Source organism: Paraburkholderia humisilvae, from assembly GCF_902859855.1.
Classification (GTDB): Bacteria; Pseudomonadota; Gammaproteobacteria; order Burkholderiales; family Burkholderiaceae; genus Paraburkholderia; species Paraburkholderia humisilvae.
Genome location: NZ_CADIKH010000005.1, coordinates 1 through 13706 on the forward strand (window position 1 = coordinate 1; position 13706 = coordinate 13706).

14 protein-coding genes are annotated in these 13706 nt (G+C 65.5%); 12 read left to right on the top strand and 2 right to left on the bottom strand.

Features of this window, described 5'->3' with window-relative positions; translation table 11 throughout:
• The 7 genes from HV796_RS06025 to HV796_RS06055 all read left to right on the top strand — a co-directional run.
• On the top strand, nt 1-1448 hold a 1448-nt coding region (locus tag HV796_RS06025; protein ID WP_281369762.1), incomplete at its 5' end, for a DNA polymerase III subunit gamma/tau C-terminal domain-containing protein.
• Nucleotides 1449-1548: 100 nt separating this feature from the next.
• Complete coding sequence (locus HV796_RS06030; protein WP_175225564.1) at nt 1549-1875, top strand: YbaB/EbfC family nucleoid-associated protein; 327 nt, start codon at nt 1549-1551, stop codon at nt 1873-1875.
• A gap of 140 nt (nt 1876-2015) precedes the next feature.
• The gene (gene recR / locus HV796_RS06035; protein WP_175225565.1) at nt 2016-2612 is read left to right on the top strand and encodes a recombination mediator RecR; all 597 of its coding nucleotides are present in this window, start codon (nt 2016-2018) and stop codon (nt 2610-2612) included.
• A 149-nt stretch (nt 2613-2761) separates the two neighbouring features.
• The gene (locus HV796_RS06040; RefSeq protein ID WP_175225566.1) at nt 2762-3991 is read left to right on the top strand and encodes a CaiB/BaiF CoA transferase family protein; all 1230 of its coding nucleotides are present in this window, start codon (nt 2762-2764) and stop codon (nt 3989-3991) included.
• A gap of 46 nt (nt 3992-4037) precedes the next feature.
• A complete protein-coding gene (locus HV796_RS06045; protein ID WP_175225567.1) occupies nt 4038-5078 on the top strand; it encodes an ABC transporter substrate-binding protein in 1041 nt (346 codons plus the stop codon).
• Between the two features lie 10 nt (nt 5079-5088).
• Nucleotides 5089-5901, top strand: coding sequence for an ABC transporter ATP-binding protein (locus tag HV796_RS06050; RefSeq protein ID WP_175225568.1), 813 nt, complete (start codon nt 5089-5091; stop codon nt 5899-5901).
• 53 nt (nt 5902-5954) lie between these two features.
• Nucleotides 5955-6779, top strand: coding sequence for an ABC transporter permease (locus tag HV796_RS06055; RefSeq protein ID WP_175225569.1), 825 nt, complete (start codon nt 5955-5957; stop codon nt 6777-6779).
• Between the two features lie 48 nt (nt 6780-6827).
• On the opposite strand, the gene HV796_RS06060 is transcribed toward HV796_RS06055, so the two are convergent.
• Complete coding sequence (locus tag HV796_RS06060) at nt 6828-7802, bottom strand: NADPH:quinone oxidoreductase family protein (protein ID WP_175225570.1); 975 nt, start codon at nt 7800-7802, stop codon at nt 6828-6830.
• Between the two features lie 305 nt (nt 7803-8107).
• On the opposite strand from HV796_RS06060, the gene surE reads away from it, so the two are divergent.
• Genes surE through HV796_RS06085 form a run of 5 tightly spaced genes read left to right on the top strand, consistent with a single transcriptional unit; the run spans nt 8108 to nt 12645 of the window.
• Nucleotides 8108-8866: a 5'/3'-nucleotidase SurE gene (gene surE, locus HV796_RS06065; RefSeq protein ID WP_175225571.1), complete on the top strand. Its 759-nt coding sequence runs from the start codon at nt 8108-8110 to the stop codon at nt 8864-8866.
• Nucleotides 8863-9780: a protein-L-isoaspartate(D-aspartate) O-methyltransferase gene (locus HV796_RS06070; protein ID WP_175225572.1), complete on the top strand. Its 918-nt coding sequence runs from the start codon at nt 8863-8865 to the stop codon at nt 9778-9780. The genes surE and HV796_RS06070 overlap by 4 nt, the downstream gene beginning before the upstream one ends.
• Before the next feature lie 11 nt (nt 9781-9791).
• Nucleotides 9792-10748, top strand: coding sequence for a peptidoglycan DD-metalloendopeptidase family protein (locus HV796_RS06075; protein WP_175225787.1), 957 nt, complete (start codon nt 9792-9794; stop codon nt 10746-10748).
• 12 nt (nt 10749-10760) lie between these two features.
• Entirely contained in the window at nt 10761-11864 is a 1104-nt protein-coding gene (rpoS, locus tag HV796_RS06080; protein WP_175225573.1) for an RNA polymerase sigma factor RpoS, read from the top strand.
• Nucleotides 11865-11868: 4 nt separating this feature from the next.
• The gene (locus HV796_RS06085; protein WP_175225574.1) at nt 11869-12645 is read left to right on the top strand and encodes a 3'-5' exonuclease; all 777 of its coding nucleotides are present in this window, start codon (nt 11869-11871) and stop codon (nt 12643-12645) included.
• Nucleotides 12646-12840: 195 nt separating this feature from the next.
• Here the strand turns inward: HV796_RS06085 and HV796_RS06090 are convergent, their stop codons facing one another.
• Nucleotides 12841-13704: an endonuclease/exonuclease/phosphatase family protein gene (locus HV796_RS06090; RefSeq protein ID WP_175225575.1), complete on the bottom strand. Its 864-nt coding sequence runs from the start codon at nt 13702-13704 to the stop codon at nt 12841-12843.
• Nucleotides 13705-13706 lie beyond the last annotated feature (2 nt).

Here is a 13706-nt window from a genome sequence, read left to right on the forward strand (position 1 = left end):
CGGCTGCGCAGGGCGGCGCGGCTGGCGCCCTGCGCTCGGGCGCGGCGGCGGTGACGGCGCAGGCGGTAGCGCCACGCCGCAGCGACACACAGGAATCCGTGCAGCGGCCCGCGCAAGCGCTGGACGCGGGCCGCGCGCCGGCGTCGCAAGCGCCGGAATCAGCCGAGGCAGCGAGCACGACGACGGCCGTTGACGTATCCGTTGGCGACGCGTCGAGCAAGCCGGCGCACGAAGAGCACGAAACACACGCAGCGCCCGCGTCGTCCGCTACCGGCCGTGCCGATCATCTTCGGGAACCGACGGCTGGACACGACTCGTCGGCAGCCGCAGGCACCGCCGCCTCGATGCCGCAACAGGCGACCGACGGGACCGTGCCGGCGCCTGCCGACCGCGCGTCGGATCTCGCTGAAAGAAATTTGACTGCCGGCGATGTTGCTGAGGCCGGCGTTGTTGACGGCGCAACTGAATCTGCGGCGGCGTCGGTTCCAGCCTCAACCGCGTCGGCTTCGTCCGAGTTGCCGCGCCAGCCGCGTGCGGCCGACGTGCCGTCAACGCAATCGTCAACGCAGCAAGCTGACGAGCCGCGTCGCGCGAGTGGCGCGAGCGCAGCGCTCGATGTGTTGCGCAATGCCGGCCTGAAAGTGTCGGGCGAGCGCAGCCGTCCCGCCTCGGGCGCGTCTGCGAAAGCCGCGCCCGACGTGCCGCCGAAACCCGCCGCGCCGCGCGTGGTGGTGCCGACACCGAACCCCACGCGCCGCGCGCAGCAGCCCGCTGCCGCGCCCGCTCGCGATGCGGTGTTGCGCGCGAATTCGAGTGGCGCGACCGTGCCGCCCTGGGAAGACATTCCGCCGGACGCACCCGGTGCGCTCGACGACTACGTGCCGGCGTCGGCGGACGATGCATTCTTCGCGCCGCCGGACGACAGCTTCGCACCGGTCTTCGACATCGGCCACAACGATGTTCGCGTGAGCCCGGCTGCCGCGCCCGCGGTCGACACGCGTCCGTTGCCGCCCGCGGTGCCGCTTGATGCACTGGGTTTCGACCGTGACTGGCCGGCGCTCGCGGCCAGCCTGCCGTTGAAGGGCATTTCATATCAGCTTGCATTCAACAGCGAACTGATGGCGCTCGACGGCGCCACCTTGAAACTGAACGTGCCGGTGCCGCAGTACGCGGACGCCGCACAGGTGGCCAAACTGAAAGCGGCGCTGGCTGAGCGGCTCGCGCAGCCAGTGGAGGTGGTCGTCGAGGTCGGGCCGGCGCGTCGCACTGCCGCCGCGCTCGATGCGGCCGAGCGCGCGCAGCGGCAGCAGGAGGCCGAGCGCGAGATCGGCTCGGATCCGTTCGTGCAATCGCTGATTCGCGAGTTCGGCGCGAGCATCGTGCCGGGCTCGGTTCGTCCGTTGATGCCGGCCGCGCCGGGCCCGGACGCCGCGAGCGCCGCCCATTGATTTACCACGCGTGACGAGCGCGGCACCGCTTCGAGAAACGGGAGCCGACGCAAAGCTGAAGCGTTCTGCGCAATCCATACGATCAAGAAGGAGCATGTCCATGATGAAAGGCCAACTCGCCGGGCTGATGAAGCAGGCCCAGCAGATGCAGGAAAACATGAAGAAGATGCAGGAAGAGCTCGCGAAGATCGAGGTCGAGGGCCAGTCGGGCGCCGGTCTCGTGAAGGTGACGATGACCTGCAAGAACGACGTGCGTCGCGTGTCGATCGATCCGTCGCTGCTCGCCGACGACAAGGACATGCTCGAGGACCTGGTCGCCGCTGCGTTCAACGATGCGGTCCGCAAGGCCGAAACGACCGCCCAGGAGAAGATGGGCGGCATGACCGCGGGTCTGCCGTTGCCGCCGGGCTTCAAGCTGCCTTTCTAGAAAGCCGGGGGCCGTCGTTATTCCCGCCGTTGTCCGTGCGGTTGCTCCCGCAGTTGGCCCCGCGGTTGGCCCCGCGGTTGGCTCCTCAGCGGGCCCCTTCGTGATCCCTTTCGAGCCCGGCATTCGCGCCCAGGACCCGCATGAAACAACCCTCCGCCTTGTCGGCGCTCGTCGAAGCGCTGCGCGCACTGCCCGGTGTCGGGCCGAAGTCCGCGCAGCGCATCGCGTATCACCTGATGCAGCATGACCGCGACGGCGCGCAGAAGCTCGGTCGCTCGTTGCTCTATGCAACCGAGCATCTGCAGCACTGCGAGAGGTGCAATACGTTCACTGAAGCGCAGATCTGCGAGGTCTGCAGCGACCCGCAACGCGATCCGACGCTGTTGTGCGTCGTTGAAACGCCGGCCGATCAGGTGATGCTCGAGCAGACCATGACCTACCGCGGCCTCTATTTCGTGCTGATGGGACGCCTGAGTCCGCTCGACGGGATCGGCCCGAAGGAGATCCATTTCGACCGGCTGGTCAGGCGCGCGTCGGACGGTGTCGTCAAGGAAGTGGTGCTGGCGACCAATTTCACGAATGAAGGCGAAGCGACTGCCCATTATCTCGGGCAGACGCTCAAGGCGCGCGGCCTGGCGGTGACGCGTCTCGCGCGCGGCGTGCCGGTCGGCGGCGAACTCGAGTACGTCGATGCGGGCACGATCGCCCGTGCGATGCTCGACCGGCGCTCGATGTAACTCGATATTGTGCGGGCACGCGCTCGCCGTGCCGGTGCCGCTGAGCGCGTGCAGCTGACGTGACGGTAGCAGCCACCGCGGCAACTGAGGCGGTCGCGGCAATCGCGGTAACCCCGGCAACCGTGGCAGAAGAAAGTCGAAGGAGACACATGAGCGCAACGAACCCAGCGCAGACAACCCAGACCGGCGGCCCGCTCGCGGGCGTGAAGGTGCTCGAGCTCGGCACGCTGATCGCCGGCCCGTTTGCCGCACGCTTTCTCGGTGAGTTCGGCGCGGACGTGATCAAGATCGAAGACCCGCAGGGCGGCGACCCGCTGCGCAAATGGCGCAAGCTGTATCCGGAGGTCGGCGGCACGTCGCTGTGGTGGGCGGTGCAGGCGCGCAACAAAAAATCGGTGACCGTGAACCTGAAGGCCGACGAGGGTAAGGAGATTGTCCGGCGTCTCGCGAAGGAAGCGGACATCGTGATCGAGAATTTCCGTCCGGGGCTGCTCGAAAAGCTCGATCTCGGCTACGACGTGCTCGCGGCGGAAAACCCCGGTCTCGTGATGGTACGGTTGTCGGGTTACGGCCAGACTGGTCCGTATCGCGATCGCCCGGGGTTCGGCGCCATTGCCGAAGCGATGGGCGGTTTGCGGCATATCACCGGCTATCCGGATCTGCCGCCGCCGCGCATCGGCATTTCGATCGGCGATTCGATCGCGGCGCTGCACGGCGTGATCGGCGCGCTAATGGCGCTGCATCATCGGCAGGTCAATGGCGGCAAGGGGCAGGTCGTCGATGTCGCGTTGTACGAGGCGGTCTTCAACATGATGGAAAGCGTGGTGCCCGAGTATGGCGTGTACGGGATGGTGCGCGAGCGCACCGGCGCGTCGCTGCCGGGCATCGTGCCGTCGAATACCTATCCGTGCCGCGACGGCAGCATTGTGATCGGCGGCAATAGCGATCCGATTTTCAGGCGGCTGATGAGCGCGATCGGCCGCGACGATCTCGCGAACGATCCCGCGCTCGCCCATAACGATGGCCGCGTGCCGCGCACGCAGGACATTGACGGCGCAATCGCCGCATGGCTATCGACACGCACGATCGACGACGCGCTCGCGGTGCTGAACGCGGCCGACGTGCCGGCTGGCCGCATCTACAGCGTCGCGGACATGTTCACCGATCCGCAATTCATCGCGCGCCAGATGATCCAGACTTTCAAATGGCAGGACGGTGGTGAAATTCCGTTGCCCGCGGTGTCGCCGAAGATGTCGGACACGCCCGGCGCCACGCGCTGGCTCGGGCCGGCACTGGGCGCCCATACCGATGAAGTCCTGCGATCGCTGGGTTATGATGCGGGCCACATCGCAAGGTTGCATGCGCAACAGGTTGTGTGACCGGTTGCGCGCACCATAAGTACAACGAGAACCGGAGCTTGCAACGATGCAACGTAGAACCTTTCTGACCGGCACCGCGGCGCTCGCGGGCGCCGCGCTCGCGGCACAGACGCCGCTCGCCTTCGGACAGGCCAAACTCGAAACGCGCAAGGTCGCGATCGCAGTGGGCGGCAAGAACCTCTTTTACTACCTGCCGTTGACGATCGCCGAGCGGCGCAACTACTTCAAGGACGAAGGCCTCGACGTCGAGATTTCCGATTTCGCGGGCGGCTCGCAGGCGTTGAAAGCGGCGGTCGGCGGCAGCGCGGACGTCGTGTCCGGTGCGTTCGAGCATACGCTGCTGCTGCAGGCGCAACACCAGATGTTTCGCGAATTCGTGCTGCAAGGGCGTGCGCCGCAAATCGTGCTCGCGGTGTCGAAGAAAACGATGCCGAACTACAAGTCGATCGCGGATCTGAAGGGCAAGAAGATCGGCGTGACGGCGCCTGGTTCGTCGACGTCGATCATGGCGAGCTTCGTGCTCGCGAAGGGCGGGTTGACCGCGAAGGATGTGTCGTTTATCGGCGTCGGCGCGGGCGCGGGTGCGGTGGCCGCGATGGAGTCCGGGCAGATCGACGCGCTGGCGAATCTCGATCCGGTGATGACGAAGCTCGAACGCGCGGGTCAGATTCGCGTGATCTCCGACACACGCACGCTTGCCGATACGCATAACGTGTTCGGTGGCGACATGCCCGCCGGTTGCCTGTACGCGTCGCAAAGCTTTATCGACAAGAACCCGAACACGACGCAGGCGCTGACCAATGCGATGGTGCGCGCGCTCAAATGGCTGCAGACGGCAAGCGACAACGACGTGGCCAACACGGTGCCCGAGTCGTACCTGCTCGGCGACCGTGCGCTTTATCTCGCCGCGTGGGCACACGTCAAGCCGGCCATCTCGCCGGACGGGCTGATGCCGGCCGACGGTCCTGCGACGTCGCTGAGAACGCTGCAGGCGTTCGATGCGACCGTGCAGGGCAAGCCGATCGACCTGTCGAAGACGTGGACCAACGACTTCGTCAAACAGGCGCTCGCGACAGTCAAGGCCTAGGTGCGCGACGATGACGGTTTCCGCACTCGCGCTCGAGAACATCACCTGCACATTCGTATCGCGCGATGAGCGTGACGCACGCTATACCGCGATCAAGGATGCGACGCTGCGCGTTGCGCCGGGCGAGTTCGTGTCGGTCGTCGGCCCGACCGGCTGCGGCAAGTCGACCTTGCTGAACGTTGGCGCCGGGCTGCTCGCGCCGTCGGCGGGCACGGTCAGCGTATTTGGCGAACCGTTGAGCGGGCTCAACCGGCGCGCGGGCTACATGTTCCAGGCCGATGCGCTGATGCCATGGCGCTCCGCGCTCGATAACGTGACGGCCGGACTGTCGTTTCGCCACGTGCCGCGCGCCGAAGCCCGCGAGCGCGCGCAAGCGTGGCTCAAGCGCGTCGGTCTCGGCGGCTTCGGCGACCGCTATCCGCATCAATTGTCGGGCGGCATGCGCAAGCGCGTCGCGATGGCGCAGACGCTGATTCTCGACCCGGACATCGTGCTGATGGACGAACCGTTCTCGGCGCTCGATATCCAGACACGCCAGCTGATGGAAAACGAACTGCTCGATCTGTGGGCCGCGAAACGCAAGGCGGTCCTGTTCATCACGCACGATCTCGATGAAGCGATCGCGATGTCCGATCGTGTCGTGGTGTTGTCGGCGGGACCGGCGACGCGGCCGATCGGCGAGTTCACGATCGATTTGCCGCGCCCGCGCGACGTCGCCGAAATCCGTTCAGAGCCGCGCTTCGTCGACCTGCATGCGCAGATCTGGAGCGTGCTGCGCGACGAGGTATTGAAGGGCTATCAGCAGCAGCTGAAAGCGGTGTGAGCCGCAAGCAAGCCGGTGGAGTGCGCATGAATAGCGAAAGGACCTGACGACCGATGTGGAAAACACTCCGTCCGAACCGGGCGAACCTCGTGATCTGGCAATGGCTGCTGCTCGTGCTGTGCTTCGTGCTGTGGTACGTGCTGACGAGTCCGACGCTTTTGCCCGCGTTCTATTTCGATGACCCGAACAAGGCCGCGTTCCTGTTCGGCGAGCCGCAGAAAGTGCTGGTGCGGATCTGGCAATGGTTCACATCGGGTGAGATCTACATTCATCTGTGGATCACGCTCGTCGAGACGGTCCTCGCGTTCGTGATCGGCACGGTGCTCGGTCTCGCCGTGGGCCTGTGGCTCGCGTTGGCGCCGATCGCGAGCGCGCTGTTCGATCCGTACGTCAAGGCGGCGAATTCGATGCCGCGTGTGATTCTCGCGCCGATCTTCGGCGTCTGGTTCGGTTTGGGCATCGGGTCGAAAGTCGCGCTTGGCGTCACGCTGGTGTTCTTTATCGTGTTCTTCAACGTCTATCAAGGCGTGAAGGAAGTGAGCCCCGTCGTGCTCGCGAACGCGCGGATGCTCGGCGCGAATCGCCAGCAGTTATTGCGCAGCGTGTATCTGCCGAGCGCGATGAGCTGGGTGTTTTCGAGCCTGCATACCTCGATCGGGCTCGCGTTCGTCGGCTCCGTGGTCGGTGAGTATCTCGGCTCCGCGCGCGGCGTCGGCTACCTGATCCTGCAGGCCGAAGGCACGTTCGATATCAACACCGTCTTTGCCGGCATTCTCGTCTTGACCGCGTTCGCGCTGATTCTCGATGCGCTTGTCGGCGTGATCGAGCGGCGCTTCATGAAGTGGCAGCCGAAGAGCGGCGAGACCGAGCGGCTTTGAACCCGCCGCTGCGCAACCGCTCGTGACGCCCGCGCGAGCGGCACGCATTCACGGGGTGATGACCACCTTGCCGACCACGCGGCGCTGCGCGATATCGTTGAGCGCCTGCGCGGCCTGTTCCAGCGGGTAGTGCGCCGATACATACGGCCGCAGCTTGCCGCTCCTGATCCAGCCGGTCATTTCGGCGAACGCGGCCGTATTGCGATCGGCTTCGCGCTTCGCAAACTCTCCCCAGAACACGCCGACAATGCTTGCGCCCTTGAGCAGCGCGAGATTGAGCGGCAGCTTCGGTATTTCGCCGTTCGCAAAGCCGACCACCAGATAACGGCCGCGCCAGCCGATACTGCGAAACGCGGGCTCGGCATAGATGCCGCCGACCGGATCGTAGATCACGTCGGGGCCGCGGCCGTCGGTGAGCGCCTTGATGCGCTCGCGCAAGTCTTCGGTCGAGTAATTAATGGTCGCATCGGCGCCGTGCGCGACACACACGTCGAGCTTCGCATCACTCGACGCCGCGGCAATCACGCGCGCGCCGAGCGCCTTGCCGATTTCGACCGCGGCGAGGCCGACGCCGCCTGCCGCGCCGAGCACGAGCATCGTTTCGCCGGCCTGCAACCCGGCGCGATCGACCACCGCATGGTGTGACGTGCCATACGCAAGCGTAAACGCGGCAGCGATATCGAAGGGCGCATCGTCGGGCAGCGGCACGCATGCGTCGGCTGCCGCGCGCGCCTGTTCCGCATAGCCGCCATGCGCGACGTAGGCAACCACCCGCATCCCGGCATGCAACTGCGTGACGCCCGCACCCACCGCGCGCACGACACCCGCGACTTCAGCGCCGGGCGTGAACGGCAGGGGCGGCTTCAGCTGATACTTGTTCTCGATGATCAGCAGATCCGGAAAGTTGACCGCGGCGGCCTTCACGTCGATCACGACCTCGCCGGCCTCGGGCTGTAGAGGCGGGAGTTCGTCCAGCGTGAGCGTCTCGGGCGGTCCGAATCGATGACAACGGATAGCGCGCATTGCGTCTCCTTCTAGCGGTGTTCGCAAACAGGCGTTCGAGTGTAAAGCATGCTCGAACGACCGTGCGCTTCGTTGTGTCAGGTTTTGTGACATCGCGTGGTGAACCGGCATCGTGTCGAACCGCGCAGGCGGGTCGTGCATCGCTCGTGCCGCAGGCGGCACGCCGCAAAAGAGGCGATCGCACGTGGCACGCGAGGGGGCACGCGAGCGCGTGCGCGAGATCGCCGCCGGTCGCGCTGCACACGAGCGCGAGACCACCACGGCGTGTCGTCCGCGCGCCTTGTTTCCTCGGTTACAATCGCCGCATGCGAATCCTACTCAGCAACGACGACGGTTACCTCGCGCCCGGTCTCGCGGCGCTGCACGAAGCGTTAAAACCGCTTGCCGACGTCACCGTGATGGCGCCGGAGCAGAACTGCAGCGGCGCATCGAATTCGTTGACGCTGTGGCGGCCGCTGTCGGTGCTGCGTTCGGCGAACGGCTTCTACTACGTGAACGGCACGCCCACCGATTCCGTTCACATCGCATTGACCGGCATGCTCGACCATCAGCCCGATCTCGTCGTGTCGGGCATCAACAACGGCCAGAACATGGGTGAAGACACACTGTACTCGGGGACGGTCGCCGCCGCGACCGAAGGCGTCATGTTCAACGTGCCCGCCATTGCGTTCTCGCTGGTCGACAAGGACTGGGCCCATCTCGAATCGGCAGCGCGCGTCGCTGCGGAAATAGTCAAACATTATCTCGACGCGCCGTTGCCGGGGCATCCGCTACTGAACGTCAACATTCCGAACCTGCCTTACGATCAGCTGGGCGAGTGGCGTATCACGCGGCTTGGCAAGCGGCATCCGTCGCAGCCGGTGGTCCGCCAGACCAACCCGCGCGGCGAGCCGATCTACTGGATCGGCCCATCGGGTAGTGCGCGCGACGCGAGCGAAGGCACCGATTTCCACGCGGTCGCACAAGGTCATGTGTCGATCACGCCGTTGCAGCTCGATCTGACCCACACCGCGATGCTGTCCGCGACGCGCGACTGGGCAAGCGCCGGGAGCGGCGCTTCATGACGGGCGAGCGCGCAAAGCGCTTTCCGCTAGGCCTCGAAGACCTGGTGCGCGAACCGCGCCGAAGCGAAGTGCGCTCGGGTGACGCGCGCGTCACGAAGGTCGCGGCAGTCGAAAGCCGGGCGTCCGGTGCTTCAGGCGTCGCAGGACCGCAAGGTGCGCGTGCGGCTGCCGCCGGCAAGCGCAATGATGCTGCGCGGCAACCGGCGCTGCGCCTGCCGGCGACGCTCGAGCGTGCCGGCGCGCCGAACGTCCCACTGAACCGCGCGCATGCGCTGACGTCGGAACGGGTACGCGAGCGGATGGTCGAACGGCTGCGAGCGAACGGGGTTGCCGATCCGCGCGTGTTGAACGCGATGGCGACCGTGCCGCGCCATATGTTCGTCGATCCGGGGCTTGCGACGCAGGCTTACGAAGACGCGGCGCTGCCGATCGGCCATCACCAGACCATTTCGAAGCCGTCGGTGGTCGCGCGGATGATCGAGCTGGCCGCGGCGGGGCGCGAGCTCAACAGCGTGCTCGAGATCGGCACCGGCTGCGGTTACCAGGCGGCGGTGTTAAGCCAGGTCGCGCGCGACGTGTATTCGATCGAGCGGGTCAGGCCGTTATACGAACGCGCGAAGACGAACCTGCGGCCATTGCGCATTCCGAATATTCGCTTGCATTACGGCGACGGCCGCATCGGCTTGCCGGCGGCGGCGCCGTTCGATGCGATTGTGATCGCCGCCGCCGGGCTCGATGTGCCGCAGGCGTTGCTCGAACAACTGGCGATCGGTGCGCGCCTCGTCGCGCCGGTCGGCACGCAGGACGGTCAGACGCAGGTGCTCACGCTCGTCGAACGTACGGGGCCCACGCAGTGGCGGGAGTCGCGGCTTGATCGCGTTTTCTTTGTACCCTTAAAATCCGGAGTGATTTGAATCCGATGACTATCAGCAAGCTGCGCACGATGCAAAGAACCAGCACGAATGTCAGTCTTACCGTGGCTCAACGGGGTGTGTGCATACTCGCACTGTCGCTGCTCGCGGCCTGCGCGACGCGACTGGACAATGCGCCGGTCGTCGATCGGTCGGGCGCGCTCGGCACCGCGGCCACGCAACAGCCGGCGCAGCCTCCGGTGCCGCTCGGCCCGCCGCCTCCGGGTTATTACCGGGTAAAGCCGGGCGATACGCTGTATCGGATTGCGCTTGAAAACGGTCAAAACTATCGCGACATCGCCACGTGGAACAATCTGACGAACCCGAATCAGATCGAGGTCGACCAGTTGCTGCGGGTCGCGCCGCCGGGCGCGAATCCGACGGCGGTCACGCCGGGTGTCGCCACTGCGCCGATCGCCGGTGGTGCGGTGCAAAGCGCGCCGATCGGCCAGGCGCCGGGCGCCGGCACTTCGCCTGCGCCGGCTGCGGCGGGCGTCGCGCAGCCGCCGCTCTACGGCGCGACCAGCAACGCGCCGGGTGCGACCGCCACGACCATTCCGCCGCAGCCGCCGGCCGCGACCAGCGACGCCGCCGCCGGTCCCAGCGCGGTGACATTTGCATGGCCGGTGCGCGGTCCTTTGCTCAACACGTTTGACGATTCGAAAAACAAAGGTTTGAATATCGGCGGAAGCCTGGGTGAGCCGGTCAAGGCTTCTGCCGACGGCCGGGTCGTTTATGCGGGAAATGGGCTGCGCGGTTACGGCAATCTCATTATCATCAAACATGATGCAACGTACCTTACCGCCTATGCACATAACAGTGCTTTGATGGTAAAAGAGGGGGATGCGGTTACGAAGGGGCAGAAGATCGCCGAGATGGGAAACAGCGATTCGGACCGTGTGATGTTGCATTTCGAAGTTCGCCGGCAGGGTAAGCCTGTCGACCCACTGAAGTACTTGCCGCCGCAATAAGCGATTACGACCATGCCGAAATCGAAGCGCCGACCACCGCAAGCCGAGACTGAGACGATCAGCCGTGCCACGCATGCATCGGTGGAGGAGGCTGGCGCTTCGGATCTGGAAGATGACAGCATCGACGACCTCGACAATGGGGCCGCCGAGTCCGAAGACCGCCATGCAGCCGACGACGGCGAAGGCGGCGCGGACGCGCGCGAAGGCGCAAACGATGCCCCGTCGGACGCGGACGATTTCCGTGCGCTGCTGCAGGCCGAACTGACCGCGGACACCATTCAGCACTATCTGAACCGGATCAGCGTCAAGCCGCTCCTGACCGTCGAGGAAGAACAGCGTTTTTCGCGACTGGCGAAGGCCGGTGAGTTCGAGGCGCGGCAGGTGATGATCGAGCGCAATCTGCGGCTGGTCGTGAGCATTGCGAAGGGGTATCTGAACCGCGGTGTACCGCTGCTCGATCTGATCGAGGAAGGCAATCTCGGCCTGATGCACGCGATCGAGAAATTCGATCCGACGCGCGGGTTCCGTTTCTCGACCTATGCCACGTGGTGGATTCGCCAGAGCATTGAGCGCGCGATCATGAATCAGGCGCGCACCGTGCGGCTGCCGGTGCACGTGATTCGCGAACTGAACCAGGTGCTGCGCGCGAAGCGGCATCTGGAAAAGAACTCGATGAATTCGGGCGAAGCGGCGGACCGGCGCGACGCGAGCATTGACGACATCGCGTACCTCACCGGTAAAACCAGCGATGAAGTCACCGACATCCTCGCGCTGAACGAGCACACCGCATCGCTCGACGCGCCGCTCGATCTCGATCCGGCGAGCAGCCTGCTCGATCTGCTGTCCGACGACCAGAGCCAGTCGCCGGATGCCGAAGTGCAGCATCGCGAGCTGGAAACGCTGACGCGCGCATGGCTGGCGCGGTTGTCCGACAAACACCGCCATGTGATCGAACGGCGTTTCGGTCTGAACCATATCGAGCCGGCCACGCTCGAGGAACTCGCCGACGAAATGGGCCTGACACGCGAACGCGTGCGGCAGATCCAGCAGGAGGCGCTGGTCCGGCTGAAGCGCTTCTTCGCGTCCAACGGCGTACGCAAGGACGCTGTTCTCTAACCTGATGACTCCGATTCTCGTATTCGACATCGAGACGATTCCCGATGTCGCCGGCATTCGTCGGCTTGAAGATCTTCCCGCCACGCTATCGGATGCCGAAGTCGCCGAATTCGCTTTCGCGGCGCGCCGCGAAAAGACCGGCGGCGATTTCCTGCCGCATCATTTGCAGCGCATCGCGGCTATTTCATGCGTATTCCGCGACAACACCGGCTTTCGCGTGCGTTCGCTCGGCACGCCGACCGACGGCGAAGCGGTGCTCGTGCAATCGTTTTTCCGGGTGATCGAGAAGTACACGCCGCAACTCGTGTCGTGGAACGGCGGCGGCTTCGATTTGCCGGTGCTGCACTACCGCGCGCTGGTCAATGGCGTCACCGCGAGCCGTTACTGGGACCTCGGCGAAGACGACCGCGAGTTCAAATGGAATAACTACATCAGCCGCTATCACTCGCGTCACACGGACTTGATGGACGTGCTCGCGATGTATCAGGCGCGCGCGAATGCGCCGCTCGATGCGCTCGCGAAGCTGTGCGGCTTTCCCGGCAAGCTCGGGATGGATGGCGGCCAGGTCTGGCAGGCGTTTCAGCAGGGGCGTATTGAGGAAATACGCAATTATTGCGAAACCGATGTGGTCAATACCTATTTGCTGTATTGCCGGTTTCAGTTGATGCGCGGCGGTTTTTCGGCCGAAGAGTACGCCGATGAGATCGCGTTCGTGAAGAACTCGCTCGTGCAGGAGCCGGCGCCGCACTGGGCTCAGTATCTCGCGGCGTTCGACAGCTAATCTTTCGCGGCCGTATCGCGTTTGCGTTTTCAATCTTTTCTCTGGAGAGCGCGGCGGCATGGTTCGATGCTGCGGCGCGGCTCAATCGGCCTGCGAGCGGCCGTGATCACGCGGATCGCGCCGCTGCCCGAAGCGGTGCGATCCGCATTCCCGCACCGCAGCGGTGCGCGCGCCGTGTCCTTCGCGCTCGAACGCTCAGTCGATCTCCAGCACAATCGGCTGGTGGTCCGACGCGCGTGTCGCGCCGTCGATCTCACAGCTGCGTAGCCTGCCGCGCAAATCTTCAGTGACGAACACGAAGTCGCAGCTGAGCGGCCCGTCCTGCCATTGCTCGGTGTCGTAGACGCCGGCGGTGGGCGGCGGTGTCGCGCCCGGATGCAGCGTCGTCCACGCGTCGATCAACGACGGGCTGCCGTCGAGCGGTGCGAGCATGCGCCGATAGGCGTCGCTGCCGTACGCACTGTTGAAATCGCCGCAGACGATGGCGCTGACTGGCCGCGCGGTATCGACGAACGGCCCGATCGCGTTTTCCGCCGGCGCCGGGCGCGCCGCATGCGCAGCCGCCTCCTGCTGGAGGCGGCGCAACGCATCGACCTGCGCGAGCCGCTGGGGCAGCGAATAAAACTCGAGATGCGTGACGATCACGCGTAACGGCCCGCTCGGCGCACGCAATACGGCTTCGAGCGCGACGCGTTGCATCGACGGCGCCTCCGGGTCGGCGGGCCATGGCAGCGAATGGCGCAACACGCGCTCGACCGGCAGCCGCGTCGCGAGCGCATTGCCGAACTGCCGGCGCGGCGCGCTCGGCCCGTCGAGCTTCAACGGCGCCAGGTCCGCGCCGATCGCGTCGAGCACCGTGAAGCCCGGCAGCTCGTCGGCCAGTTCGGCGAACTGGTCGTCGCCCGGATGGCCGGCCAGCACGTTGAAGCCGCGTGTGACCTCCTGCATGCACAGCACGTCGAAGTCGGCAAGGCGCCGCGCCTCGCTCAGCATACGCGGCAGGCTGACGTCGCCGCGCGCGCCACGTCCCCACTGGACATTCCAGCTAATCAGTCGCATCG